Source organism: Streptomyces sp. NPDC055239 (assembly GCF_053606205.1).
On record NZ_JBSGRD010000004.1, the window covers coordinates 347,328 to 371,817 of the forward strand.

At 71.8% G+C, this 24,490-nt stretch carries 24 protein-coding genes; 21 read left to right on the forward strand and 3 right to left on the reverse strand.

Features of this window, described 5'->3' with window-relative positions:
- Positions 1–49 precede the first annotated feature (49 nt).
- Positions 50–1,102 carry an S-methyl-5-thioribose-1-phosphate isomerase gene (gene mtnA / locus ACWFRJ_RS17060; protein ID WP_453531179.1) on the reverse strand — a complete coding sequence of 351 codons (1,053 nt, stop codon included), beginning with the start codon at positions 1,100–1,102 and terminating at the stop codon, positions 50–52.
- A gap of 397 nt (positions 1,103–1,499) precedes the next feature.
- Here mtnA and ACWFRJ_RS17065 point away from each other — a divergent pair, with 397 nt between their 5' ends.
- The 8 genes from ACWFRJ_RS17065 to ACWFRJ_RS17100 are packed head-to-tail and all read left to right on the forward strand — an operon-like array spanning position 1,500 to position 9,654.
- Positions 1,500–2,558, forward strand: a complete 1,059-nt coding sequence (locus ACWFRJ_RS17065) for a BMP family ABC transporter substrate-binding protein (RefSeq protein ID WP_453530529.1) — start codon at positions 1,500–1,502, stop codon at positions 2,556–2,558.
- On the forward strand, positions 2,542–4,125 hold the full coding sequence (locus tag ACWFRJ_RS17070) for an ABC transporter ATP-binding protein (RefSeq protein ID WP_453530532.1): 1,584 nt from the start codon (positions 2,542–2,544) through the stop codon (positions 4,123–4,125). Before ACWFRJ_RS17065 ends, ACWFRJ_RS17070 begins: the two co-directional genes overlap by 17 nt.
- 1 nt (position 4,126) lies before the next feature.
- Entirely contained in the window at positions 4,127–5,209 is a 1,083-nt protein-coding gene (locus tag ACWFRJ_RS17075) for an ABC transporter permease (protein WP_453530535.1), read from the forward strand.
- Positions 5,206–6,102 (forward strand): ABC transporter permease, encoded by an 897-nt coding sequence (locus tag ACWFRJ_RS17080; RefSeq protein WP_453530538.1) that lies wholly within the window; start codon positions 5,206–5,208, stop codon positions 6,100–6,102. The genes ACWFRJ_RS17075 and ACWFRJ_RS17080 overlap by 4 nt, the downstream gene beginning before the upstream one ends.
- Positions 6,099–6,881, forward strand: coding sequence for a nucleoside phosphorylase (locus ACWFRJ_RS17085; protein ID WP_453530541.1), 783 nt, complete (start codon positions 6,099–6,101; stop codon positions 6,879–6,881). The genes ACWFRJ_RS17080 and ACWFRJ_RS17085 overlap by 4 nt, the downstream gene beginning before the upstream one ends.
- A gap of 49 nt (positions 6,882–6,930) precedes the next feature.
- Positions 6,931–8,301 carry an amidohydrolase gene (locus ACWFRJ_RS17090; protein WP_453530544.1) on the forward strand — a complete coding sequence of 457 codons (1,371 nt, stop codon included), beginning with the start codon at positions 6,931–6,933 and terminating at the stop codon, positions 8,299–8,301.
- Positions 8,302–8,303: 2 nt separating this feature from the next.
- The gene (locus tag ACWFRJ_RS17095; protein ID WP_453531181.1) at positions 8,304–8,915 is read left to right on the forward strand and encodes a sulfite oxidase-like oxidoreductase; all 612 of its coding nucleotides are present in this window, start codon (positions 8,304–8,306) and stop codon (positions 8,913–8,915) included.
- Positions 8,908–9,654 (forward strand): ferredoxin reductase, encoded by a 747-nt coding sequence (locus tag ACWFRJ_RS17100; protein ID WP_453530547.1) that lies wholly within the window; start codon positions 8,908–8,910, stop codon positions 9,652–9,654. The genes ACWFRJ_RS17095 and ACWFRJ_RS17100 overlap by 8 nt, the downstream gene beginning before the upstream one ends.
- A gap of 72 nt (positions 9,655–9,726) precedes the next feature.
- On the opposite strand, the gene ACWFRJ_RS17105 is transcribed toward ACWFRJ_RS17100, so the two are convergent.
- Positions 9,727–11,106, reverse strand: coding sequence for an MFS transporter (locus ACWFRJ_RS17105; protein WP_453530550.1), 1,380 nt, complete (start codon positions 11,104–11,106; stop codon positions 9,727–9,729).
- Positions 11,107–11,415: 309 nt separating this feature from the next.
- Here ACWFRJ_RS17105 and ACWFRJ_RS17110 point away from each other — a divergent pair, with 309 nt between their 5' ends.
- Genes ACWFRJ_RS17110 through ACWFRJ_RS17160 form a run of 11 tightly spaced genes read left to right on the forward strand, consistent with a single transcriptional unit; the run spans position 11,416 to position 21,869 of the window.
- Positions 11,416–12,903, forward strand: coding sequence for an aldehyde dehydrogenase family protein (locus tag ACWFRJ_RS17110; protein ID WP_453530553.1), 1,488 nt, complete (start codon positions 11,416–11,418; stop codon positions 12,901–12,903).
- 23 nt (positions 12,904–12,926) lie between these two features.
- Positions 12,927–13,880: a VOC family protein gene (locus tag ACWFRJ_RS17115; protein WP_453530556.1), complete on the forward strand. Its 954-nt coding sequence runs from the start codon at positions 12,927–12,929 to the stop codon at positions 13,878–13,880.
- Complete coding sequence (locus ACWFRJ_RS17120) at positions 13,877–14,674, forward strand: aspartate dehydrogenase domain-containing protein (RefSeq protein WP_453530559.1); 798 nt, start codon at positions 13,877–13,879, stop codon at positions 14,672–14,674. The genes ACWFRJ_RS17115 and ACWFRJ_RS17120 overlap by 4 nt, the downstream gene beginning before the upstream one ends.
- Positions 14,671–15,462 carry an alpha/beta fold hydrolase gene (locus ACWFRJ_RS17125; RefSeq protein ID WP_453530562.1) on the forward strand — a complete coding sequence of 264 codons (792 nt, stop codon included), beginning with the start codon at positions 14,671–14,673 and terminating at the stop codon, positions 15,460–15,462. Before ACWFRJ_RS17120 ends, ACWFRJ_RS17125 begins: the two co-directional genes overlap by 4 nt.
- Positions 15,463–15,497: 35 nt before the next feature.
- The gene (locus ACWFRJ_RS17130) at positions 15,498–16,019 is read left to right on the forward strand and encodes a cupin domain-containing protein (protein WP_453530565.1); all 522 of its coding nucleotides are present in this window, start codon (positions 15,498–15,500) and stop codon (positions 16,017–16,019) included.
- Positions 16,012–16,770 (forward strand): SDR family oxidoreductase, encoded by a 759-nt coding sequence (locus ACWFRJ_RS17135; protein ID WP_453530568.1) that lies wholly within the window; start codon positions 16,012–16,014, stop codon positions 16,768–16,770. The genes ACWFRJ_RS17130 and ACWFRJ_RS17135 overlap by 8 nt, the downstream gene beginning before the upstream one ends.
- A gap of 19 nt (positions 16,771–16,789) precedes the next feature.
- Positions 16,790–17,575 (forward strand): SDR family oxidoreductase, encoded by a 786-nt coding sequence (locus ACWFRJ_RS17140; RefSeq protein WP_453530571.1) that lies wholly within the window; start codon positions 16,790–16,792, stop codon positions 17,573–17,575.
- 12 nt (positions 17,576–17,587) lie between these two features.
- Positions 17,588–19,624: a thiamine pyrophosphate-binding protein gene (locus ACWFRJ_RS17145; protein ID WP_453530574.1), complete on the forward strand. Its 2,037-nt coding sequence runs from the start codon at positions 17,588–17,590 to the stop codon at positions 19,622–19,624.
- Positions 19,625–19,637: 13 nt separating this feature from the next.
- On the forward strand, positions 19,638–20,597 hold the full coding sequence (locus ACWFRJ_RS17150) for a PDR/VanB family oxidoreductase (RefSeq protein ID WP_453530577.1): 960 nt from the start codon (positions 19,638–19,640) through the stop codon (positions 20,595–20,597).
- A 19-nt stretch (positions 20,598–20,616) separates the two neighbouring features.
- Positions 20,617–20,841 carry a recombinase-like helix-turn-helix domain-containing protein gene (locus tag ACWFRJ_RS17155; protein WP_453530580.1) on the forward strand — a complete coding sequence of 75 codons (225 nt, stop codon included), beginning with the start codon at positions 20,617–20,619 and terminating at the stop codon, positions 20,839–20,841.
- Positions 20,842–20,846: 5 nt separating this feature from the next.
- Positions 20,847–21,869 carry a Rieske 2Fe-2S domain-containing protein gene (locus tag ACWFRJ_RS17160; RefSeq protein ID WP_453530583.1) on the forward strand — a complete coding sequence of 341 codons (1,023 nt, stop codon included), beginning with the start codon at positions 20,847–20,849 and terminating at the stop codon, positions 21,867–21,869.
- Here the strand turns inward: ACWFRJ_RS17160 and ACWFRJ_RS17165 are convergent.
- A complete protein-coding gene (locus ACWFRJ_RS17165) occupies positions 21,851–22,393 on the reverse strand; it encodes a MarR family winged helix-turn-helix transcriptional regulator (protein ID WP_453530586.1) in 543 nt (180 codons plus the stop codon). The two genes, ACWFRJ_RS17160 and ACWFRJ_RS17165, sit on opposite strands and share 19 nt — an antisense overlap.
- A gap of 156 nt (positions 22,394–22,549) precedes the next feature.
- On the opposite strand from ACWFRJ_RS17165, the gene ACWFRJ_RS17170 reads away from it, so the two are divergent.
- Positions 22,550–23,221 carry a FadR/GntR family transcriptional regulator gene (locus ACWFRJ_RS17170; RefSeq protein WP_135332691.1) on the forward strand — a complete coding sequence of 224 codons (672 nt, stop codon included), beginning with the start codon at positions 22,550–22,552 and terminating at the stop codon, positions 23,219–23,221.
- A gap of 140 nt (positions 23,222–23,361) precedes the next feature.
- Positions 23,362–24,396 carry a PAC2 family protein gene (locus ACWFRJ_RS17175; RefSeq protein WP_453530589.1) on the forward strand — a complete coding sequence of 345 codons (1,035 nt, stop codon included), beginning with the start codon at positions 23,362–23,364 and terminating at the stop codon, positions 24,394–24,396.
- Positions 24,397–24,490 lie beyond the last annotated feature (94 nt).

Below are 24,490 nucleotides of genomic sequence, written 5' to 3' on the forward strand. Positions count from 1 at the left end.
CTCTTGGGCTCACCTCAGCGCTATCCCGGGTCGGGGAAACGAACTGCCTCTAGCCCAGCCCCGCCCCCGGCAACTCCCCCGCCCCCACCTCCAGCACACCCCGCTCCGTCACAAGCCCCGTCACCAAAGAACCCGGCGTCACGTCGAAGGCGGGGTTGTGGCCCCGTGAACCTGCCGGAGCGGTCCGGACTCCGGCCCACTCCAGGATCTCCTCCTCGCCCCGCAGTTCGATGTGGATGTCAGAGCCCGTCGCCGTGGCGAGATCCACGGTCGTCGTGGGCGCGGCCACCATGAACGGGATCCCCGCGTACGCGCACGCAAGCGCGATCCCCACCGTGCCCACCTTGTTCGCCGTGTCCCCGTTCGCGGCGATCCGGTCCGCGCCGACGATCGCCGCGTCCACCTCACCCCGCAGAATCGTGCCCGCGGCCGCCCCGTCCGCCTGGACGAAGTGCGGTATCCCCTCCTGCGCCAGCTCCCACGCGGTGAGCCGCGCACCCTGGAGCAGGGGGCGGGTCTCATCGGCGTACACGGTCTCCAGGTGTCCGCGGCCGTGCAGTTCGCGTATGACGCCCAGCGCCGTGCCCCACCCCGCCGTGGCGAGCGCACCCGTGTTGCAGTGGGTGAGGATCCGCAGCGGCCGGTCCACGGACACGCGCTTCAGGAGCCAGTCCGCCCCGAACGCGCCCATCGCGTGGTTCGCTTCCAGGTCCTCCCGCACGATCGCGTCCGCCTCCGCGAGCACCGCGGAGAGACCCGCGTCGATGAGCGGGGCGACCCGGTCCACGCACACCATGAGGTTCACTGCCGTGGGCCGCGCCGCACGCACCCGCGCGACCTCCGCGTCGAGGCGGGTGCGGTCCCAGCCCTCGCGGTCGGCCTGCGCCACGGCGAGCGCGACGCCGTATCCGCCGGCCGCACCGATAGCGGGGGCGCCACGGACCACCAGGCGCACGATCGCGTCGATCAGCTGGTCGACGGTCGTGACGTCGAGACGCTCCAAGGCGTGCGGGAGCGCGGTCTGGTCGATGAGGGAGAGGGACGGCACGCCACCCTCCACCGCCGCCGTCCACGTGACGGCGCGCAGGTCCTGGCTGCTCATGTGCTTGCTCAACTCCGGGAGAATAGGGGCGTTTGCGGCCATGCGGGGAGGGGTGCCGTCACCGTACCTGACCTGCTCGAACCATATTTCGAGACGTTCGTGCAGCTGTCCGAAATCCGGTGTTACCCTCACCGCCACCCAGGACGGATCGACCCACGGTGCGAGGAGGACGGCCATGAAAGCCCAGCGGACCGCCGGCTCCATGTGCTGCCCCGCCGTGACCGACGGCCGCCGAATGTGCCGCTGTCGCCGCTGTTGTCGCCGCTGTCGCTGAGCGGCCCCCGCTCTCTCCGGCTCTCCAGCCCCGCACGTCCGAACTCCCCGCCACCGCCTGGGCCACCAGGCTCCTTCGAGAAGGCGCTCCCGTATGTCCATGTCTCCGCGTATGTCTCCGCGTATGTCCCTTCGCGTATCCCGTCGTACGTCCCTTCGGCTGTCCTCGATCGCCGTCGGCGCCGCCCTTCTCGCCACCGGCTGCAACGCCGCCGCGAAGAAGGGCGATTCGGACGGCGGCGGAGCCGACGGAGCCAAGGCGTTCACGCTCGTCACGCCCGATCCGGTGGCCCAGAACGAGTTCCTCAAGCTGGCCGTCAGCGGGGTGAAGTCGGCCGCGAAGGCGCAGGGCGGCGGGGCTCCGAAGGTCTTCCAGAGCAGCGATCCGGCCTCGCGGCAGCAGAACGTGCAGTCGGCCGTTGACTCCGCGCCCGACGTCATCACACTCGTCGGGTTCGAGTTCGCCGACATCGCGGCACAGCAGGCCGAGGCCCATCCCGACCAGCAGTTCCTGCTCGTCGACGCGTGCACGAAGAAGACGTACGAGAACGTCACCTGTGCGGTCTTCCGCGAGCACGAGGCGGTGTACCTCGCGGGCGCCGAGGCCGGGCTGCTCACCGAGAGCAAGAAGGTGGGCGCCGTCGTCGTCCTCGACTCCGTGCAGTTCCGGCGCTACAGCGAGCCGTTCGCGGCCGGTGCGAAGAAGGTGGAGGAGGGCGCCAAGTCCCGCACGCTCTTCGTCGGCGGGCAGTCCCCGTTCAGTGACGCGGCGCGTGCCAAGGACCAGGGTTCGACGCTCGGTTCGGGCGGGGCCGACCAGGTGATGGCGGCCGCCGCGGGCGGCAACACCGGTGTCTTCCAGGCCGCGAAGGCCAAGGGCTTCGAGGCGTACGGCGTCGACGCGAACCAGTGCCTCACGAGCCCGGGGGTCGTCGTCGACAACGTACTGAAGAAGACCGATGTCGCCGTCGAGAAGGGCATCGCGCAGATCCTGAAGGGCAAGGGCGGCACCACGGTGTCGTACGGCCTCAAGGAGGGCGGTATGTCGCTCACCGGTCTCGAGCCCGGGCTCGCGGACTCCAAGTGCCTGATCGCCGACCACAAGGATGTCCTGAAGCGCGTCGAGTCGCTGCGGGACGACATCATCGCGGGGAAGCTGAAGGTCAATGACCCGGCCGCCTGAGGCCGACACCGGCGCCCCTGCGGTCGAACTGCGGTGCATCACGAAGGAGTTCCCTGGCACCCTCGCCAACGACCGGGTGGACCTGACCGTCGCGCGCGGTGAGATCCACGCCCTGATGGGCGAGAACGGCGCCGGCAAGTCGACGCTGATGTCCGTGCTCTACGGTCTTCAGCGGCCGGACGCCGGGCAGATCCTGCTCGACGGGCGCGAGGTGACGTTCGCGAGTCCGAGCGAGGCGATCGCGGCGGGCCTCGGCATGGTGCACCAGAGCTTCAAGCTGTTCCCGTCCTTCACGGTCGCCGAGAACGTCGTGTACGCCGCCGAGCCGCGCCGCTTCGGTCTGACGGACCGGAGGGAGGCCGTGCGGCGGGTGGGTGCGCTCGCACAGGAGCACGGGCTCGCGGTGGACCCGGCGGCGAAGGTCGGGGACCTGCCGGTGGGCGTGCGCCAGCGCGTGGAGATCCTCAAACTCCTCTACCGCGGCGCTCGTACGCTGATCCTCGACGAGCCGACCGCCGTCCTGACCCCGGCGGAGGCCGACGCCCTGTTCGGCGTCCTTCGCTCCCTGGCCGACGACGGGCGCACGGTCCTCCTCGTCACGCACAAGCTGCGTGAGGTGATCGAGGGCAGCGACGCCGTGACCGTACTGAGGGACGGCCGGGTCGCGGCGCGGATGCGGACCGCCGACACCAGCGCGGACGGGATCGCCGCGGCGATGACCGGGCGCGCGGTGGAGCTCGACCGCGTGCATCCGACGGGTGCGCCGGGCGGCGAGGTCCTTTCGGTCGACGCCGTTTCGACGGACGCGGTGCGCCAGGTGACGCTGTCCGTCCGGGCGGGCGAGATCGTGGGCATCGCCGGGGTGGCGGGCAACGGTCAGAGTGAACTCGTCGAGGCGATCGCCGGGTTGCGCCCGGTCTCCGGCGGCCGGGTCACGCTCTCCGGCCAGGACATCACGGACTCCTCGGCCGCGGGGCGCCGCGCGGCGGGTCTCTCGTACGTCCCCGAGGACCGCGTGGCGGTCGGTACGGCGCCGGGCGCGACGATCGCCGAGAACCTGGCGATGGGCCACCACCGGGGGCACGGCCTCCTGCGCCCCGCCTGGTTCCGTGACCACGCGCGCGTGCTGATCGACCGCTTCGGCATCAAGGCGGCCTCGTCCCGCCACACGGCGGGCTCCCTTTCGGGCGGCAACCTGCAGAAGCTGGTGATCGGCCGTGAACTCGCCCATGAATCCCCCCTGTTGATCGTCGAGCAGCCCACCCGGGGTGTCGACATCGGCGCCATCCAGACGATCCACGACCAACTGATCGCCCACCGCGACGCGGGCCACGCGGTCCTCATGGTCTCCGCCGAACTGAGCGAGATCCGGGGCCTTTCGGATCGTGTTCTCGTGATGTACGAGGGCCGGGTGGCCGCGGAGTTCGCCCGCGCCGACGCGGACGAGCGCACCCTTGGCCTCGCGATGGCGGGCGGCACCGGCGACGACAGCACCGCCGGCAGCACCGAAGCGACGGTCCCGCCTCCCCGCGAGAGCGGCCCCGCCCCCGTGAAGGAGGCCCCCTGACATGGGTGCCACGATCCGCTCCCTCGGCGGCCGGAGCCTCCGCTCCCCCGCTCTCCACTCCGTCGCCGCCGCCGTCCTCGTCGGCGCGCTCTTCCTGATCGGGACCGGCGCCGATCCCTTCGGGGCGTACGGCTCTGTCGTCAGTGGCGCGCTCGGGCCCGACGGCATCGGGTCCACGCTCACCACCGGGACCAGCATCATCGGCCTCGCCGTCGCGCTCGCGATCCCCATGCGGGCGGGGCTTCTCAACCTCGGCGGGGACGGGCAGTTGGTGCTCGGCGGCATCGCCGCCGCCGCCACCGGGCTCTACTCGCCGTTGCCCGCGCCGCTGACCGTCGTCGCCTCACTGCTCGCGGGGATGGCGGCGGGCGCCGTCTACGCAGCGCTCGCCGCCGTGTGCCAGAACCGGTTCGGGGTGCCGCTGCTCGTCAGCAGCCTGCTGCTCGGGTACCCGGCGATGTCCTTCGCCTCCTACCTCGCGCGTTTCCCGCTCAAGGAGGAGGGGTCGAGCCTTCCGCAGACCCGGCGCCTTCCGGACGGGGTCGAGCTGCCCGCGTTCGGGTCGTCGACCGTCACCGTCGGACTGCTCCTCGTGGCGGTCGCGGCGGCCGTCTTCATGTTCGCCGACGCCCGTACCGCCTCCGGCTACGAGATCCGCATGACGGGGCTCAATCCGCGCTTCGCCGCCTACGCGGGGGTCGACAGGCCACGGCTCACGCTGCGGCTCATGGCGCTCTCCGGCGCCGTCGCGGGACTGGTGGGCGCCATCGGCGTGCTCAGCTTCCCCTACCGCTTCATCGACGGTTCGCTGACCGCGGCCGGGCACACCTGGACCGGCCTCACGGCCGCGCTCCTTGCCGCCGCCGCGCCCGTCGGGACCGCCGTCGCCGCCCTGTTCTTCGCGGCGCTCGAAGTGGGCGGGCTCGCCATGGAGCGGACCACCGAGGTGCCGCGCGAGCTGACCCAGGTCCTGCAAGCCGTCGTCATCGTCTTCCTGGCGGCCCGGCTGAACCTGACGTGGCGGCGGGCCAGGAAGAAGCCCGCGGAGCTGCCCGACGAAACGAAGGAAGTGAGCGTGCGATGAGCATCGACTCCGCGCTGTTCCACTCGGCGCTCCTCGCCCTCACCCCGATCCTCCTCGCCGCACTCGGCGGCGCGATCTGCGAGCGCGCGGGCGTCTTCAACATCGGCCTCGAAGGCATGATGCTGATCGGCTGCTTCAGCGGCGTCGCGGGCAGCTGGTTCACCGGGAGCGCCTGGCTCGGTGTCGTGTTCGCCGCCCTCGCGTCGGCTGCGTACTCGATGATCCTGGCCGTCGGGACGATCTCGCTGCGCGGGGACGCCGTCGTCCTGGGCGTCGCGCTCAACCTCCTCGCGGTCGGCCTGACGGGGTTCCTGCTGCGTACGGTCTTCGGCGTGCAGGGCACCTTCTCCGATCCGGGTCTCGCCGGGCTCGACGGCATCGACATCCCGTTCGTCGGGGCGGTCCTGTCCGGGCACTCCGCGCTCGTGTACCTCTCGTGGGCCGCCGTCGCCGTGGCTGCGGTCTTCCTCGCCCGCCATCCCTGGGGCCTTCGCCTGCGCGGCGTCGGCGAGGCGCCCGACGCGGCGGCGACGCTGGGGGTGAGCCCGGCGAAGTACCAGTACGCCGCCGTCCTGACGTCCGGTGTCCTGTGCGGTCTGGCGGGCGCCCAACTCGCTCTCGGCAACGTCACGTTGTTCTCCGAGAACATGACGGCCGGGCGTGGTTGGATCGCCGTGGTGGCCGTGATGCTGGGCCGCGCCCTGCCGCTCGGCGTCCTGCTCGCCGGGCTGCTCTTCGGCATCGCGGAGGCCGTCGGCTTCCGTCTCCAGGGGCTCGGCATGCCGCAGCAGGCGACCGACGCCGCCCCGTACGTGGTGACCCTGGCCGCCCTCTTCCTGTCCACGGCGCGCAGGCGCCGCCGCAAGACGCCCCTGGTAGGAGCACCTTCATGACGACCGACACGACCGACGCCCGCACACTCAACGACGCGCTGCCCATCACCCGCGTCCCCCGCACCGGCCTGCCCACCCGCGCGGTCGTCGTCGGCGACCCGGCGCGCGCCGGCGCCGTCGCCGATCTCCTGGACGACGCGAAGGAGGTGTCGTACCACCGCGAGTACCGCACCTTCACCGGCACCTGGCAGGGCACCCCGGTCGTCGTCGCCTCGCACGGCGTCGGCGCCCCCGGCGCGATCCTGCTCTTCCAGGAGCTGGCGGAGGCGGGCGTCACCACCCTCCTGCGGCTCGGCACGGCGGGCGCGATCCGCCCCGGCATCCGCGACGGCGACCTGGTCATCGCGGACGCGGCGGTACGCGACGACGGCGTGACGCAGCAGCTGATCCCCGCCGAGTACCCGGCGTTCGCGACTCCCGAGGCGGTCATCGCGCTCCAGCGTGCGGCCCGCGCGGCCGATGCCCCGTACCACCGGGGTGTGGTGTGGACGCGGGCCGCGTTCCAGCCGGGCTTCCTGCCGCTGCCCGGCGAGGCCTACGCGGCCGCCGGGATCGCGGCCATCGAGATGGAGCTCTCCGCGCTGTACGTCTTCGCGTCCACGCACGGCCTCACGGCGGGCGGCGCGCTCGTCGTCGACGGCGCCAACGCCGACGAACTCGTCGACGAGGAGGCCACCGGTGGCTACAACCCGCACCGCGACGTGGTGGCCGACGGAGTCGACCGTGGGGCCCGGATAGCCTTGGACGCCTTGCGCCTGCTGGCCTCGACGGAGCACTGAGCCACACGCGAACCGACCGCCTCGAACGACCTCACGGAGAACTGAAGCGATGCACCCCACTGACCTGCCGGCCCAGGACCGGGGCGGCTCCATAGATCTCCTGGTCCACGGCGGCGACGTCCTCACCGTCGACGCGTCGGGCACCGTCGTGGAGCACGGCGCCGTCGCCGTGCGGGACGGCCGGATCGTCGAGGTCGGCCCGGCCGAGCGGCTGCGCGCCACGTACGAGGCCACGGACGAGCTGGACGCCCGCGGCTGTCTCGTCCTGCCCGGCCTCATCAACACGCACACCCACCTGGCGATGACCCTCTTCCGCGGCATCGCGGACGACGTCACGCTCCAGGGCTTCCTGGAGCGCGTGATCCCGGCAGAGGCGGAGCAGCTCTCTCCGGAGACGGTGACGGCGGGCATCGGGGGCGCGATCGCCGAGTCCGTACGGGGTGGGGTCACCACCGCGCTCGACATGTACTGGTTCCACGAGGCGGCCGAGGCCGTGGCCCGCGAGGCGGGGTGGCGCCTCCTGACAGGCCCCACGTTCATGGACGTACCGGGCCCGCCGGACGGCCGCGCCTACGCCGACAGGATCGGCTGGGCCGCGGGGGACCTCGCCGCCCGTACCCCGGCGCCGGGCACGCGCCCGGTCCTCTTCGCGCACTCCGCGTACACCCTGGGTCCCGAGCAGCTGACGGCGATCAGCGCGCTTGCCCGCGAGCACGGCGCTCTCCTGCACATCCACGCCGCCGAGAACGCGGGCGAGGTGGAGATGGTCACCGAGCAGCACGGCATGCGGCCCGTGGAGCTGCTCGACTCGCTCGGCGTGCTCGGCCCGGACACGCTGCTCGCCCACGCGGTCGACCTCACGGACGCGGAGATCGAGACCATCGCCCGCACCGGCACGGCGGTCGCGCACTGCCCGGTGTCGAACCTGAAGCTGGGCTGCGGCATCGCACGCGTCCCCGACCTGCTCGACGCGGGTGTCACGGTGGGCCTGGGCACGGACGGCGCGGTGAGTTCCAACACGCTCGACCTGCTCGGCGCGGTGAAGCTCGCGGCGCTCGTGCACAAGGCGGGCGGCGACCCTACGGCGGTCGGCGCCGAGCAGGCCGTACGGATGGCGACCATCGAATCCGCGCGGGCCCTCGGCCTCGGCGACCAGCTGGGCTCCCTGGAGGCGGGCAAGCGCGCGGACCTGATAGTCCTCGACCTCTCCCGGCCGCATCTCACACCGCGGCACGACCCGTGGTCGATGCTGGCGTACGCGGCGGCGTCCTCCGACGTCAGGGACACGGTCGTCGACGGTCGTGTCCTGATGCGGGACCGTACGCTGGAGACAGTGGACGAGCAGCGCGCGCTGCGAGCCCTGCAAGACGCGGCGGACGCCGCGGCACCGAGCACCTCCGAAGTGGCAAGCACCGTATGACCATCAATCCCACGCGCGGCTTCACCGGCCGCGCCCGCGCCGCCGACCGCGACCCGCGGCTGCCTCCCGGGCAGTACGACGCGGCGGACGGCTGGCCCGTCCTGTCCGCCGAGGTGACGCCCGAGCTCACGTCAGCGGAGTGGACGTTCCGCGTGGACGGGCTCGTCACGACCCCGCGGACCTGGACGTGGGACGAGGCGCACGCGCTGCCCGCGTCCGAGTACCGCGGCGACATCCACTGCGTGACCAGCTGGTCCAAGTTCGGTGTGCGGTTCGGCGGGGTGAGCCTGGACGCGTTCCTGACCGCCGCGAGGCCGCGCCCCGAGGCCACACACGTCGTCGCGTACTCGTACACGGGCTACACCACGAGCCTCCCGCTCTCCGATGTGACGGGCGGCAAGGCGTGGATCGTCTGGGAGTACGGGGACGGCCCGCTGCCTCCCGAGCACGGTGGCCCGGCGCGCCTGATCGTCCCCCACCTGTACTTCTGGAAGAGCGCGAAGTGGGTCGCGGGCCTGCGGCTCCTGGACCACGAGGAGCCGGGCTTCTGGGAGCAGAACGGCTATCACCCCCGGGGAAACCCCTGGCGGGAGGAGCGTTACTCCGGTGACTGAGACTTTCGTGCCGCCGACGCGGTTCGCCGTGCCCGGGCGGATCGCGGTGAGCAATCGCGCGGCTGCGGAGTGGCAGCGGGCCGTGGTGGTGGACGTCCGGCGCGAGAACGCGGCCGGCACGGTGTCGAGCTTCCGCCTGAAGGTGCCCGACTGGCAGGGGCATCTGCCGGGCCAGCACCTGATGCTGCGACTCACGGCGCCGGACGGATACGTGGCCCAGCGCCACTACTCGATCGCGTCAGCTCCTGACGAGGGCGGCGAGATCGAGCTGACCCTGGACCACGTGCCGGGCGGCGAGGTCTCCGGCCACCTGCACACGGTCGCCCGCGTCGGCGACGTGGTGGAGGTGCGGGGTCCGCTGTCCGGGTTCTTCGCCTGGCCCGGGGACCGTCCCGCGCTGCTGCTCGGGGCAGGCTCCGGTGTGGTGCCGCTGATGTCGATGCTGCGGCACTGGCGGGGGGCAGGACGTCCGGTGCCGCTGCGGCTCGTCGTCTCGGCGCGTACGCCGGAGGATCTGATCTACCCGGACGAGTACGGCGACGAGACCACGGTCGTGTTCACGCGCAGGGAGGGCAGGCTGAGCGCCGAGCACGTGGCGCCGCTGCTCGGCGCGGCTCAGCCCGAGGGGGGCTGGGAGGCGTACATCTGCGGGTCGAACGGGTTCGCCGAGCACGCGTCGCGCCTGCTGGTTGCCGGGGGCCAGCCTGTGGATCGCATCCGCATCGAGCGCTTCGGGTAGGGGTCACGGCGGCCCCTGCGGGGCTTTCCCCAGTCCCGCCCCTCGGGAAGGGGCGGGGTTGGGGAAAGAAGCCTACGGCGAAACCTCCTCCAGCCGCCGCCCCGCCGTCTCCTCCGCCCCGACCGCAGCCACCACACACCCGGCCACGGCAACCGCCCCCAGCATCACGAACACCATGGACACACTCCCGCCCGCGTACACGACCCCCACCACAATCGGGCCGAGAATGACGCCGAGCCGGTTCATCGCCCCGCCCACGCTGCTCCCCAACGCCCGCATCCGCGTCGGAAACAGCTCCGGCGTGTACAGGTAGAGGCAGATGTTGGAGCCGAAGAAGAACACCGCGGCCAGCGAGGTCCACACCAGGACCTGAACGGGCGTGCCCGCACCCACCGCCGCGAGCCCCACCAGCATCACCGCCGCCCCGCCCAGACACCCGGCGATGACCTTCCGCCGCCCCAGCCGGTCGACCGTGAGCGCGGCGACGAGGCAGCCGAGCAGACCCGCGCAGGACGTGACCGTCGAGTAGAGGAGCGCGTCCGAGAGGGAGAGGTCGTAGCGGTTCTGGTAGATCGTCGGGAGCCAGGACGTGATGCCGTAGTTGACGAAGTAGCCGGTGAACCAGAGCACGCCGATCACCAGGGTCCGGCGCCGGTAGCGGCCGGTGAAGAGGCCGCGCAGTCCGGACGCGGCCTCCCCGGGAGCCGCGACGGGCAGCGCCTCGGGAACGGGCGGCAAGGGTTTCCCCGTGATCCGTTCGACCTCTGCCTCGATCCCGCTCATCACCTCGGACGCCTCATCGGACCTGCCGTGGTCCGCGAGCCACCGCGGCGACTCGGGGACCTTCCGCTGTACGAGGATGCAGAGCAGACCCGGCAGCGCAGCAAGGGCGTACATCCAGCGCCAGCCGAGGATCGGCACCACCCAGGCCGCGACAAGTGCGCCCACGGTGAGCCCCGCCGGGAACACCAGCTCGTAGAGGAGGACGAAGCGGCCACGCCGGTGGCTGCGGGTGATCTCGGCGATGAAGGTCGCCGCCACCGGCACCTCGCCCCCGATCGCCAGGCCCTGGACGAACCGCAGGGCCATGAAGGAGTCGGGTGACGTGGCGAAGGACAGGGCCAGGTTGGCGACGCTGGACACCGCCACGCACAGCGCGATGACCTTCACCCGGCCGATCCGGTCCGCGAGCCGCCCGGAGAGCAGCGCCCCGATCAGCATGCCGATCGAGCCGACGGTGAGCAGCAGCGTCGCGGCGGACGTACTGAGGTCCCACTCCTGGCGCAGTCCGGGCAGGGCGTAGGCGATCAGGAGCTGGTCGAAGGCCTCGAAGAAGGTGACCACGCCCACGATGAGCCGGACGGTGACGTGCCAGCGGCACAGAGGAAGCCGTTCGAAGCGGGCGGCAATGGCGGCCCGGACCGCTCGGTCCGGGGAAGCGTCGATCGTCATGCGGGAACTCCGCTGCTGAGGGGGCGGGGGCGGACGAGCGGGGGAAGCGACCGGCCACGGCGTCTGGGGAAACCCGGGCCAAGAAGCGAGTAAGCGCAAAGTTTCTAAGGGCTTAAGTTGTACCGCCCCGGCACCGGAGCACGTCAAGAGCTTGTGCAGGGGAAATCGCCGAAGACTGTTCCTCGGTCGGGTCTTGCGCTCCAGATATTTAAGCCCTTAGATTTCTAGCGCTTACCGAAATGCACCGAGCGCTCACCCCGCACGGCAGCACGGCAGCCACGCCCGAGTCCCGTCCCGCCAGGAGGCCCCATGCTCCGCATCCCAGCCGACGAAGCACTCATCGCGGGCGAGTGGCGACGCGGCGCGGGCGCCCCGGCCGACACCGTCGACCCGGCGACGGGAGACGTCATCACCACCGTCCACGCGGTCTCCCTCGACGAGGTTGCCGAAGCGGCGCGGGGAGCGGCCGCCGCCGCGGCGGACCCGCGCTGGCGTGGCCTCCTGCCCCACCGGCGCGCCCTGCTCCTGCACCGCGTCGCCGAGTTGATCGAGGCGTCCGCGGACGAGCTCGCCGCCCTGCAGACCGCCGACACCGGCAAGGCGCTCACCGAGACCCGCGCCCTGGTGGGCAGCGCGGCGGCCACCTTCCGGTACACGGCCGCCGCCCTGGAGACAGCCGAGGAGGCGATCACACCCTCGCGCGGCGACTACGTGACGATGAGCGTGTACGAGCCGATCGGCGTCGTCGGCGCGATCAACCCCTGGAACTCCCCCGTCGCCAGCGACGCACAGAAGCTCGCCCCGGCGCTCGCGGGCGGCAACGCGGTCCTGCTCAAGCCCGCCGAGTGGACCCCGCTCGTCTCCCTCGCACTCGGCCGCCTGATCACCCGCGCCCTGGATGAACTCGACCTTCCCGCAGGCCTGTTGTCCGTGCTCACCGGGCGCGGAAGCCTCGTCGGGGACGCGATCGTCCGCGATCCGCGCGTCGGCAAGGTCACCTTCACCGGAGGCACGAGCACGGGCCGTACGCTCGCGCACACGGCCGCCGAGAAGCTGATGCCCCTCTCGCTCGAACTGGGCGGCAAGTCCCCGACGGTCGTCCTCGCCGACGCCGACGTCGAACAGGCCCTGGCAGGCGTGATGTTCGGCGTCTTCTCCTCCAGCGGACAGTCCTGCATCGCGGGGTCACGGCTCTTCGTCGCACGCGCGCTGTACGAGGAGTTCGTGGGTGAGCTCGTGCGGCGCGTCGCGAAGTTGCGCGTCGGGCCCGGCACCGACCCCGGCACCCAGGTCGCCCCGCTCGTCCACCACAAGCACCGGGACTCCGTCGCCTCGTACGTCGATCTCGCCCGCGAGGAAGGGGCACGGGTGCTGTGCGGTGGAGGTGTACCGGAGGGCACGGAGTACCGGGACGGGGCGTACTACCTGCCCACCGTCCTGGACGGGCTCCCCAACTCATCGCGGGCCTGCCAGGAGGAGATCTTCGGGCCCGTCCTCGTCGCGCTGCCCTTCGACGACGAGGACGACCTCGTGCGCCAGGCCAACTCCAGTGTCTACGGCCTCGCCTGCGGCATCTGGACCCGCGACCACCGGGCCGCCTGGCGGATCGCGCGGCGCGTCGAAGCGGGCACGGTCTGGATCAACACCTACAAGCAGTTCAGCATCGCCACGCCCTTCGGCGGCATGAAGGAGAGCGGCCTCGGCCGCGAGAAGGGCCGCGACGGCATCCGCGCGTATCAGCGCCAGAAGTCCCTGTACTGGGGCACCTCTGACGCGCCTCTCCCCTGGGCCAACTGAACCCCGTACCTCTGGAGCAGGTCATGTCCCCACCCCGCACCCCCTCCGCCCCGATCGCCCGTCTACGAGCCCTGCGCTCCGTCGAACTCCTCACCCCGTCCTTCACGGAGGCGGCCGACTTCTACCAGGAGGTCTGGGGCCTGGAGACCGTCGAGGCCGAGCGCGGCACCGCCGCCTGGCTGCGCGGTACCGGCGCCGAGCACCACGCCCTGAAGCTCACCCGCGCCGACCGCACGGGCCTCGGCAAGCTCTCCTTCGCGGTGGGCACGCCCGCCGAGGTCGACGAGGCCGCCCGCAGGCTCCTCGCGCGCGGCATCACACCGGTCGCCGGGCCGGGGCCGCTCGACCAGGTCGGCGGCGGCTACGGCCTGCGCTTCACCGACCCCGAGCACCGTCTGATCGAGATCAGCGCGGAGGTCCACGCGGTGGCGCCGCGCGGCCGGGACGGCGCCGTGCCGGTCGGCGTCACGCACGCGGTGCTCAACACGGCGGACATCGACGCCTCCGTCGCCTTCTACCGCGATGTGCTCGGTCTTCGCGTATCCGACTGGTCCGAGCACCAGATGGCGTTCCTGCGCTGCAACGCCGATCACCACTGCATCGCCTTCAACCAGGCTCAGTGGGCCTCGCTCAACCACGTGGCGTACGAGATGAGTTCGGTCGACCACTTCATGCGGGGCCTCGGCCGGCTCAGGCACCACGGCATCGATCCGCAGTGGGGCCCGGGACGGCACGGCCCCGGCAACAACACCTTCTCCTACTTCACCGACCCCTCCGGGCTCGTCTGCGAGTACACGTCCGAGGTCGCGCAGATCGTCGAGGACGCGTGGATCGCCCGCGTCTGGCGGCGGATCCCCGAGCTCTCCGACCTGTGGGGTACGGCCGGGCCGCCGTCGAAGGAGATCCGCTGCCACATGGCGGGGTCGCCCGACCCCGGCCCGCTGTCCCACCGGAACGAACTGGAGGCCCAGGCATGAGCGCCGTACGCAAGGTCGGCATCGTCGGCTGGGGGGCGATCGGTCGTGTGGTGGGTACCGCGCTCGCCGAAGGACGCGTCACCGGGGCGGAGTTGACCTGCCTCGTCGACAACCGTCCGCTCGGCGACAGCGCCCCCGCCCCGCAGGTCTCCTTCGACGAGGCCATGGAGCGCTGCGATCTCCTCGTGGAGGCGGCGGGCCAAGGCGTCGTACGGGAATGGGGCGAGCGCGTCCTGGCCTCCGGGACCGATCTGCTGATCGCCTCGACCGGCGCGCTCACCGACGAGGAGCTCTCCAAACGGCTCCTGTCCGCAGGGCCCGGCCGGGTGTACTTCACCGGAGGCGCCGTCGGCGGGCTCGATCTGCTCCAGGCGGTGCGCTCGCTCGGCCCGCTCGACGAGGTGCGACTCACCACCACGAAGCTGCCGTCCACGCTCGAACAGCCCTGGATGAGCGAGGAGTTGCTGTCCCGGATGCGGACGGCGACCGGCCCGGTCGAGGTCATGTCCGGAACCGCGCGCGACGTCCCCGTGAAGTTCCCCAGGTCGACGAATGTCGCGGCGTCGGTCGCCCTCGCCGTCGGCGACCTGGACGCTGTGCGGGTCCAGGTCGTCGCCGATCCCGGCGCCCACCGCACCCGGCATGTCGTCGAGGCGTCCGGCGCGCACGGCACGTACCGCTTCGAGGTCGCGCATCTGCCCGACCCGGACAACCCGGCGACCAGCCAGGTCGTGCCGTACGCGGTCCTGCGCAGCCTCGCGGCGCTTGCGGGACGGACGGGGCAGATCCTGTGACCGCCGCCGCCGTCCACGTCGAGGAGGCGGGATCCGCCGGGCCGCTCCTGCTCTGCCTGCACGGCATCGGCTCCTCGTCCGCCGCCTTCGCACCGCAGCTCGCCGAGCTGTCCGCGTACGTGAGAGTCGTGGCGTGGGACGCGCCTGGATACGCCAAGTCAGCTGATCCGGAAGGGCCGTTGGACCTGGACGGCTTCGCGGACGCGGCGGCCGGCCTCATCCGGGAGCGCGGCACGAGCGCCCACATACTCGGCGTCTCGTGGGGCGGGGTGATCGCCCTTCGCCTCGCGGCCCGGCATCCCGAGCTGGTCGACTCACTGATCGTCGCGGACTCAAGCTCCGGCTCGGGCACCGACCCCGCGAAGGCCGACGCCATGCGGCAGCGAGCCGCCGAGCTCGCCGAACTCGGACCGCGGGCGTTCGCCGAGCGGCGCGGGCCCCGGCTCGTCTCGCCGGACGCGCCCCCTCAGCTCGTCCGGCGGGTCGTCGACACCATGGCCGCGTCCGTGCGCCTGCCCGGATACGCGTACGCCGCCGAGTCCATGGCCGCCGCCGATCTGCGCCCCGAGATCCCCTCCCTCACCGCTCCCGCCCTCGTCCTCTGCGGCGACCAGGACCGGGTCACCGGCGTCGAGGCCTCACAGGCCATCGCAGGCGCCCTGCACAAGACCGCCTACGTGATCGTCAAGGACGCCGGTCACCTGGCCAACCAGGAGCGGCCCGAGGCCTTCAACGCCTGGGTCCTCTCCCACCTCCGCATCACCGCCCGCATCCCCGAACACCTCTGAGAAATCCCCGAACACCTCTGAGAAGGAGCCCCTCCATGCCTCTGACCACCACCGAGTACGACAACGGCGGCGACCTCGGCACGTACACCGACTCGCTGATCGCCACCAAGGAGTCCCGTGTCGCGGACTTCAGCACGCTGTCCTTCCAGGAGAAGGCGGGCCCGCAGTACCGCCGCGGGCAGATCCGTTACGTCGGCTCCGGCGCGACCGGCAACCACGAGAACGACAGCCGCATCCTGCCGTCCGGCGGCTTCACCTTCTCCAACATGCTGCTCCCGCCGGGCGCCGAGGGCCCCGAGCACACCCACCACGACGTCGAGGAGGCCTTCTTCATCCTGGAGGGGCAGGTCAAGGTGGGCATCCACCGGGGCTCCGGCGAGGCCGAGTACCGCACTCTCGGCTACCGCGACATGATCGTCGTCCCGGCGGGCGTGGCACGCTCCCTGAAGAACGAGGGCGACACCGACGCGCTCTTCTGCGTCGTCATCGGCACACAGAAGCCGCAGGTTCCGACGTACCCCGAGCACTCGCCGATGCACGGCGTCACCCGTGCCTGACGCGTCACCCGTGACGGACGACCGCACCGTCGTCATCACCGGCGCGGGCCGTGGCCTGGGACTCGCCATGGCCCGCCGGGTGGGCGAGGACGGCTTCCGGGTCGTCGTCGCGGAGGTGGACGAGGCGCGGGGCGGTGAAGCCGCCGCCGATCTTCGCGCGGAGGGGCTCGACGCCCATTTCGTACGGTGCGATGTGGCGGACCCGGACTCGGTCGACGAACTGGCGCACACCGTAAGCGACTTGGGTTCGCTGTACGGCCTTGTCAACAATGCCGCGCTCGCCAACGGCGTCGGCGGCAAGGAGTTCCAGGACATCGACGTCGAGGCGTGGGACCGCTTGATGGCGGTCAACGCCCGCAGCCCGTGGCTGGTCGCCAAGGCGCTCCACCCGCTCTTCCGCTCCCCCGCACGGATCGTCAACATCGCGTCGGACGCGGCCCTCTACGGATCGCCGCGCCTGGCCCACTACATCGCCTCCAAGGGCGCGGTCATCGCGCTGACCCGGGCGATGGCGCGTGAGCTCGGCGAGAAGGGCATCACCGTCAACGCGGTGGCGCCAGGACTGACCGAGGTCGAGGCCACCGAGACGGTGCCGGCCGAACGGCACGCGCTGTACCGGGGCAACCGGGCCATCTCGCGCCCGCAGCAGCCGGACGACCTCGTCGGGCTCGTCTCCTTCCTCCTCTCCGAGGAATCCCGCTATCTGACCGGACAGGTGATCGCCGTAAACGGCGGCTTCACCATGAACTGACCTAACGGAGCTTCTAGTTATGGATCTGGGCCTCTCCGACCGGACCGTCCTGGTCACCGGCGGCAGCTCGGGCGTCGGCCTGGCCACGGTCCGCGCCCTGCTCCACGAGGGCGCGCGCGTCGCGACCTGCGGGCGTGACGCCGACCGCCTCGCGAAGGCTGCGGCAGGGCTCGGCGGCGGCGACCGCCTCCTGACAGGGGTGTGCGACGTACGCGACGCGGACGCCGTGCGGGAGTTCACCGAGCGCGCGGCCGACACCTTCGGTTCGGTCGACGGGCTCGTCAACAACGCGGGGCAGTCCCGTATGAAGGGCCTTGACGACTCGACCGCCGATGACTGGCGCGACGAGCTGGAGCTGAAGTTCGCCGGTGTCCTCAACCCCCTGCACGCGGCGCGCCCGCACCTGGCGGCGTCGGACGCGGCGAGCGTCGTCAACGTCAACGCGGTCCTCGCCAAGCAGCCCGAACCCCGCCTCATCACCACGAGCGCGGCCCGCGCGGGCATCCTCAACCTCTCCAAGTCCCTGGCCGCCGAGCTCGCCCCGCAAGGCATCCGCGTCAACTCGGTCTGCCTGGGCCTGATCGACACCGGGCAGTGGACCCGCCGTTACGCGGCCGCCGAGTCCGGTCTCAGTTACGAGGAGTGGCAGGCCGGTCTCGCGGCGGACCGCGGCATCGCCCTCGGGCGGCTCGGCCGCGCGGAGGAGGTCGCGTACGCGATCGTCGCGCTGCTCTCGCCCCGCGCCTCGTACACCACCGGCACCAGCATCGACGTCTGCGGCGGCGTCGGCCGCGGCATCCTCTGAGGAGCTCATCCCATGCCACCCACGCCCTCCATGTCACCCACGCCATCCATGCCACCCGCGCACTACGCCACCGGCGGCGATCTCCTCGTCGCCGTCCTGCGGGAACTCGGCGTCGACACGGTCTTCGGGATCGTCAGCGTGCACAATCTGCCGCTCGTCGAGGCGGTCGACCGGGAGCTGCGCTTCGTGCCGGTACGCCACGAGGCGACCGCCGTGAACGCCGCCGACGCCTACGGCCGTGCACGCGGCTCCCTGGGCTGCGCGCTCACCTCGACCGGCACCGGCGCGGGCAACGCGGCGGGCTCCCTGGTCGAGGCGCTGAGCGCGGGCACGTCCGTCCTGCACGTCACCGGCCAGGTGGAGGCCGAGTTCCTGGGCAGCGGCCGGGGCTTCATCCACGAGACCAAGGACCAGCTGGGCATGCTCGGGGCGGTGTCCAAGTACGCCGCGACGGTGCCGTCCACCGACACGGCGGGCCGGATCCTGCGCGAGGCGGCGCGGGCGGCACTGACGGATCCGGGCGGCCCGGCGAGCGTGGAGTGGCCGGTGGATCTGCAGTACGCGGCCCAGACGGACCCGGCGGACTCGGAGAACGCGGCTCAGACGGACCCGGCGGACGCGACGTTCGCCGGCTCGGGGGCCACAGAACCGGCCGACCCGGCGCACACGACCCCGGCCGACCCGGTCGGCGCAGTACCTGCGCGCGCGGTGGCCGCCGAGTCGGCCATGTCGGCTCCGGCGCGGGCGGAAGGCGAACCGGTCACCGCCGATACCCCCCGGGCCGCTGCTCCGGACCACGCGGCGGACGCGGACCGAGAGCCCACCGCCTCCCCCACTGCTTCCCCATCCGTCTCCCCCGCGCCGCCCCTGCCCGACGCGGCACCCGGGCCCTCGGATACGCACCGCCTGGCGCCCGCGGACCGCAGGCCGGTCGCCGCTCATTCGCCGTTCGGGAGCCGACGCTCCGGCCACCCGCTTCCCGCCGAAGGTGAACTCGCCGCGGCCCAGGCCCTCCTGGCCACCGCCGAGCGTCCTCTCGTCTGGGCGGGCGGCGGCGCCACCCGTGCCGGGGCCGAGCTCGCCGAGCTGCTCCACTCCACCGGCGCGGGGCTGCTCACCTCCAACTCCGGCCGCGGCTCGGTGCCCGAGGACCACCCGCAGGTCATCGGGAACTTCGCCACCACCCCGGCCGCCCGCGCCCTCCTCGCGGACGCGGACCTTCTCCTGACCGTCGGCACGCACTTCCGGTCCAACGAGACCGCCGACTACGGACTCGCACTCCCCGAGGCGCACATCCAGGTCGACATCGACGCCGACGCCCTCGGCCGTGTGTACCCGGCGCTCCATGCCCTGCACGGTCACGCGCCCGACGTGCTCGCGGCTCTGCTGCCGCACGCACGCCGGGCCGACGAGAGCTGGACGCGACGTGTCGCGGCCGTCCGCGAGGACGTCCGTGCCACCCTGCACGACAACATCGGCCCCCAGGCGGCGATCTGCGACGCCATCCGTGCCGCGCTGCCCCGCGAGGCGGTCGTCGCCCGTGACGTGACCATCCCGTCCAGCAGCTGGGGCAACCGGCTCCTGGAGATGTACGACCCCCGCGACAACGTCTTCCCGCGCGGCGGCGGCATCGGACAGGGGCTCGGCATGGGCATCGGCGCGGCGCTCGCGCGGCCCGACGCGCCCACCGTGGTCCTGGCGGGAGACGGCGGGCTCGCCGTCCATCTGGGGGAACTCCTCACGCTCGCCCAGGAGCGGCCCCGGCTGACCCTGATCGTCTTCAACGACGGCGGGTACGGGGTGCTCCGCAACATGCAGGACCGCTACAGCGAGCGCCGCTCCGGAGTCGATCTCGCCACGCCCGACTTCGAACTCCTGGCCGGGGCGTGCGGTCTCGCCTACGCCAGGATCGCCGCCGAGGAGCACGCGCACCCCGTGATCAGCCACGCCGTCGCCTCCGACGGGCCGACGCTCGTCGAGGTCGACCTGGCCCGGCTCGGACCGATGAAGAACCCGTTCACCCCGCCCGTCAAGATCCCCGGCCAGTGAGGAGGACCCCACCATGAACGACCCCGCCACGGACGAGAGTGAACTCACGCTCCTCGTACGCCGCATGACCTGGGAGGCGGACGGAGTCCTCTCCGTCGAGCTCACCCACCCGGACGGCAAGCCGCTGCCCGCGTGGGCCCCCGGCGCGCATCTCGACCTCCACACCGGCGGTCACGTACGCCAGTACAGCCTGTGCGGCGACCCGCGGAACGTGTCCACGTATCGCATCGGGGTCCTCAACGAGGCTTCCTCGCGCGGCGGTTCGCGGCACGTGCACACCACGCTGCGGCCCGGCCAGACGGTCACCGCCTCCGAGCCGCGCAACCACTTCGCGCTCGAAGAGGCGCCGGGCTACCTGTTCATCGCGGGCGGCATCGGCGTCACCCCGCTCCTGGCGATGGCGCGCGATGCGGCGCGGCACGGGGCCGACTGGCGCATGGTGTACGGCGGGCGCGACCGGGGATCGATGGCGTTCACCGGCGAGCTGGGTGAACTGGCCGATTCAGGGGGCGACTTGACCGTCGTACCGCAGGACGAGCACGGTCACATCGACCTCGCGGCGGCGCTCGACGGACTACCCGACGGTGCGCTCGTGTACTGCTGCGGCCCTGAACCGCTGCTCGCCGCCGTGGAGGCGCTCTGCCCGGCCGAGCGGCTGCGCGTGGAGCGGTTCGCCGCGCCCGTCGTGGAGCGGGCCGGGGACGACTCCGCGTTCGAAGTGGAGTGCCGCCGCTCCGGCGTGACCCTCTCCGTCGACGCCGACACGTCCATCCTGCGGACCGCCGAGACCGCGGGCCTGAGCGTCACCAGCTCCTGCCAGGAAGGCATCTGCGGCAGCTGCGAGACCCGTGTGCTCGGCGGCACGCCCGACCACCGCGACTTCCTGCTCAGCGAGGCCGAGCACGCCGCGAACGCCTCGATGATGATCTGCGTCTCGCGCCGTGCGTCCGGCCGTCTCGTCCTCGACCTGTAATCCCCCACCGGAGGCAACAGTGACCACCAACTGGCCGTACCTGGACGTCCACCAGTCCCGGACACACGAGCCGACCCCCTACGAGCACAAGCTCGCCGCCACCCTCGAAGAGGTGTTCACCAAGGAGGGGCATGAACTCGCCGACGTCGTACGTGGCTTGAACGCCCGTCAGGTTGCCGCGCCCGGCGGCAGCCAGTGGACCGAAGAGTCCTTCCGTGCCGAGATGATCCGACTGGGAGCGTGACCCCGATGACCGCCCTTACCGCGAGCCTCACCGCGAGCGCCGACCACATCTACGCCACCGGTCTGCGCAACCAGTGGCACCCCGTCGCCCCCTCGGACTTCGTCGCCCCCGGCGCCATGCGCAAGGTCACCGCCCTCGGCGAGCAGTGGCTGCTCTTCCGCCGCTCGGACGGCGCCCTGTCGATGCTCGCCGACCGCTGCCCGCACCGCGGGGCGCCCCTGTCCCTGGGGAAACACCTGGGCGACCGGGTGGCCTGCTGGTACCACGGCGTGGAGATCGAGACCGACGGCACCGTCTCCTCCGTACCGGGACTGCCGGGGTGCAATCTGGAGGGCAGGAAACTCGTCAAGTCGCTGCCCGTACGGGAGATCGGCGGCGCGATCCTCGCGTACTTCGGCGACGAGCGGCATCCGGAGCCGGCGGAACTGACGCTGCCCGAGCCGCTCACCGACCCCGATGTCGACGCGATCCTCTGTTACGCGGAGTGGAACGGCCCCTGGCGGTTCGCGGTGGAGAACCTCCTCGACCCGATGCACGGCGCGTTCCTGCACCACGAGTCGCACACGATGTTCGACGGCGACACCACCGCCAAGTTCCGCATCCGGGAGACGGACCGCGGCTACTTCTTCGAGAAGACCGACCAGCGGGGTGTCAACTTCGACTGGGTGGAGCTGTGCCGCACCGGTGTGGACTGGGTGGACCTGACCATTCCGTACCCGCCGTCGGCAGGACCCGGGGGTCCGTTCGGGATCGTCGGCATGGTCTGCCCGGTCGACGAGAACCGCACCGGCGTCTTCTTCTGGCGCTACCGGCGCGTCCAGGGCTGGCAGCGCGACACCTGGCGCTTCCTCTACAAGACCCTCATCGAGGAGCGCCACTGGCAGGTGCTCGAACAGGACCGGGTGATGCTGGAGGCGATGCCCGCCGACGCCGATCAGCGCGAGAACCTCTACCAGCACGACCTGGGTGTGGTGCGGCTGCGCCGGATGTACCGCGCGGAGGCGGAGGCTCAGGCCTCTGTCTCGTGAGGTTCGTCGGAGTCGGTGATGGACCGCTCCAGTTTGGACATCAGCCGGGCCAGCTGGCGGCACTCGGCCGGGGTGAGTCCGCCGAGCATCCGGCGTTCGTTGTCGAGATGCTCGGCGAACACCTCGTCGATCTTGGCGAGGCCCGTATCGGTGAGCCGTGAGTAGACGACGCGGCGGTCCTCCGCGTCGCGCTCACGCACGATGAGACCGTCCTTCTCCAGACGGTCGATGCGCAGCGTCACCCCCGCCGACGAGACGAGGCCGGAGTCGGCGAGCTGGCCCGCCGTGAGCCGGTAGGGCGCCCCGGCCCTGCGCAGGGCGGTCAGCACGTCGAACCCCGCGACCGCGAGGCCGTGCCGTTCGATCGCGGTGGTGAGCCTGGTGTTGTAGCGCAGGAAGGTCCGGTGCAGCCGCGCGAGGACCTCGAGCGGCGCGGTGTCGAGCTCCGGCCGTTCTCTCGCCCAGTCCTCGATGATCGATGCGACCGCGTCCCCCTTGGCCCCCGCCGACTTCTTCCCGGCCATGTGCCGTAGCCTCCCTCTCGCCCGTGCCGTGGTCAGTGAGGAAATCTTAGCGCTGAGAGAAATACGTATTCGGCGGACCCGCGTGCACGGCAGCCCAGGAGCACGCCATAATCGTCCGATACATCGGATGTCTTCTGTCTTGCGAGGCGAGGTCCCATGGCTGTCACCGACGAGGCCATCGAAAAGATCAAGGGCATGATCGTCTCCGGCGCCCTGCGCCCCGGCGACCGGCTGCCCAAAGAGAGTGAACTCGCCGCCGACCTGGGCCTTTCACGCAACTCGCTGCGCGAGGCGGTGCGTGCTCTCTCGCTGATCCGCATCCTCGACGTACGGCAGGGCGACGGCACGTACGTCACGAGCCTGGACCCGCAGCTGCTTCTCGAAGCCCTGAGCTTCGTCGTCGACTTCCACCGCGACGACACGGTCCTGGAGTTCCTCGCGGTGCGCCGCATCCTGGAGCCGGCCGCCACGGCGATGGCCAGCGTCCACATCACCGAGGCCGAACTCGACGTGCTCACCGCACAGTTGGACGCCCTGGGAGCGGCACCTTCGGTGGAGGAACTGGTCGCCTGCGACCTGGAGTTCCACCGCGGCATCGTGCAGTCGTCCGGCAACTCGGTGCTGTGCTCCCTCCTCGACGGCCTCTCCGGACCCACCACACGGGCCCGCGTCTGGCGCGGCCTCACCCAGGAGGACGCCGTGAGCCGCACCCTGCACGAGCACCGCGCGATCCTCACCGCGCTGCGCGACCGCGACGCCGAAGCGGCCAGGTCGTGGGCGACGGTGCACATCGCGAGCGTGGAGCAGTGGCTGCGCTCGACGCTGTGAAGCACCCTCTCCGTGGGAGTGCGCGGGTCTCTCGCGGGGCAGTGATCCGGTCATTGAAGCCCGTGCAAGGGGGCTGCGGAGGGCCCCGCCGGACGCCGTAAGGTTGGGTCGTACATAAAGGACGTCGGAAGGAGGCCTGGGTGATCGAGCTCGAGGGAGTACCCGAGCTGGTCGACCCGGTCATGGTGGCCGCGTTCGAGGGCTGGAACGACGCCGGCGACGCCGCCTCCACCGCGGTCGCGCATCTCGACAAGGAGTGGAAGGGCGAGGTCTTCGCGGCGCTGGACGCCGAGGACTACTACGACTTCCAGGTCAACCGCCCCACGGTCTTCCTGGAAGGCGGCGTCCGCAAGATCACCTGGCCGACGACCCGGCTCTCGGTGGTCCGCGTGGGCGGTGACAAGCCGCGCGACCTCGTGCTGGTCCGCGGGATCGAGCCCTCGATGCGCTGGCGCTCGTTCTGCAACGAGATCCTCGGCTTCGCGCACGAGCTGGGCGTGGAGCTTGTGGTGATCATGGGTGCGCTGCTCGGCGACACCCCGCACACGCGCCCCGTCCCGGTCAGCGGCGTCACCTCCGACGCCGACCTGGCCCGCACCATGGACCTGGAGGAGACGAAGTACGAAGGTCCGACGGGAATCGTCGGCATCCTTCAGGAGGCGTGCACGCACGCGGGCGTCCCCGCGGTGAGCCTGTGGGCGGCCGTCCCGCACTACGTGTCGCAGCCGCCGAACCCGAAGGCCACGCTCGCGCTCCTGAACCGCCTCGAAGACCTCATCGGCCTGCGGATCCCCCTCGGCGATCTCGCCGAGGACGCGCGCGCCTGGCAGGTGGGAGTGGACCAGCTGGCGGCCGAGGACAGCGAGGTCGCCGAGTACGTCCAGTCTCTCGAAGAGGCGCGGGACACGGCCGAGCTGCCCGAGGCGACCGGCGAGGCGATCGCCCGTGAGTTCGAGCGTTATCTGCGGCGGCGCGACGGCGGCGGTCCGCCGCAGCCCGGCGGCCATGCCACGGAGGGCGGTGACGCGGCCTCGTATCTGCGCGACAGCCAGGGCGGCGACCGCACACGACCGCCGAAGCCGCAGGCGCGCCCTGAAACGGATCCGGGAACCGGCTCCGGTCCGGACGAGGAGAGCAGCGGCGATTCCGGACCGTCTGATTCCTCCGAGGACTGACTGGAGCGAAGAGCGGAACACCACGTGGGGCGGCATCCGAGAGGGTGCCGCCCCACTGCGTTGCGTGCGTCCGGCACATGGCCGGATTGAGGCG

What these genes read in the sequence shown, in the direction of transcription:
- ACWFRJ_RS17070 (WP_453530532.1), top strand. Translation starts at nt 2,542, where the DNA reads ATGACCCGGCCGCCTGAGGCCGACACCGGCGCCCCTGCGGTCGAACTG.
- ACWFRJ_RS17145 (WP_453530574.1), top strand. Translation starts at nt 17,588, where the DNA reads ATGCCACCCACGCCCTCCATGTCACCCACGCCATCCATGCCACCCGCG.
- ACWFRJ_RS17115 (WP_453530556.1), top strand. Translation starts at nt 12,927, where the DNA reads ATGTCCCCACCCCGCACCCCCTCCGCCCCGATCGCCCGTCTACGAGCC.
- mtnA (WP_453531179.1), bottom strand. Translation starts at nt 1,102, where the DNA reads ATGAGCAGCCAGGACCTGCGCGCCGTCACGTGGACGGCGGCGGTGGAG.
- ACWFRJ_RS17075 (WP_453530535.1), top strand. Translation starts at nt 4,127, where the DNA reads ATGGGTGCCACGATCCGCTCCCTCGGCGGCCGGAGCCTCCGCTCCCCC.
- ACWFRJ_RS17130 (WP_453530565.1), top strand. Translation starts at nt 15,498, where the DNA reads ATGCCTCTGACCACCACCGAGTACGACAACGGCGGCGACCTCGGCACG.
- ACWFRJ_RS17065 (WP_453530529.1), top strand. Translation starts at nt 1,500, where the DNA reads ATGTCCCTTCGCGTATCCCGTCGTACGTCCCTTCGGCTGTCCTCGATC.
- ACWFRJ_RS17140 (WP_453530571.1), top strand. Translation starts at nt 16,790, where the DNA reads ATGGATCTGGGCCTCTCCGACCGGACCGTCCTGGTCACCGGCGGCAGC.
- ACWFRJ_RS17090 (WP_453530544.1), top strand. Translation starts at nt 6,931, where the DNA reads ATGCACCCCACTGACCTGCCGGCCCAGGACCGGGGCGGCTCCATAGAT.
- ACWFRJ_RS17105 (WP_453530550.1), bottom strand. Translation starts at nt 11,106, where the DNA reads ATGACGATCGACGCTTCCCCGGACCGAGCGGTCCGGGCCGCCATTGCC.
- ACWFRJ_RS17110 (WP_453530553.1), top strand. Translation starts at nt 11,416, where the DNA reads ATGCTCCGCATCCCAGCCGACGAAGCACTCATCGCGGGCGAGTGGCGA.
- ACWFRJ_RS17170 (WP_135332691.1), top strand. Translation starts at nt 22,550, where the DNA reads ATGGCTGTCACCGACGAGGCCATCGAAAAGATCAAGGGCATGATCGTC.
- ACWFRJ_RS17160 (WP_453530583.1), top strand. Translation starts at nt 20,847, where the DNA reads ATGACCGCCCTTACCGCGAGCCTCACCGCGAGCGCCGACCACATCTAC.
- ACWFRJ_RS17120 (WP_453530559.1), top strand. Translation starts at nt 13,877, where the DNA reads ATGAGCGCCGTACGCAAGGTCGGCATCGTCGGCTGGGGGGCGATCGGT.
- ACWFRJ_RS17165 (WP_453530586.1), bottom strand. Translation starts at nt 22,393, where the DNA reads ATGGCCGGGAAGAAGTCGGCGGGGGCCAAGGGGGACGCGGTCGCATCG.
- ACWFRJ_RS17150 (WP_453530577.1), top strand. Translation starts at nt 19,638, where the DNA reads ATGAACGACCCCGCCACGGACGAGAGTGAACTCACGCTCCTCGTACGC.
- ACWFRJ_RS17085 (WP_453530541.1), top strand. Translation starts at nt 6,099, where the DNA reads ATGACGACCGACACGACCGACGCCCGCACACTCAACGACGCGCTGCCC.
- ACWFRJ_RS17080 (WP_453530538.1), top strand. Translation starts at nt 5,206, where the DNA reads ATGAGCATCGACTCCGCGCTGTTCCACTCGGCGCTCCTCGCCCTCACC.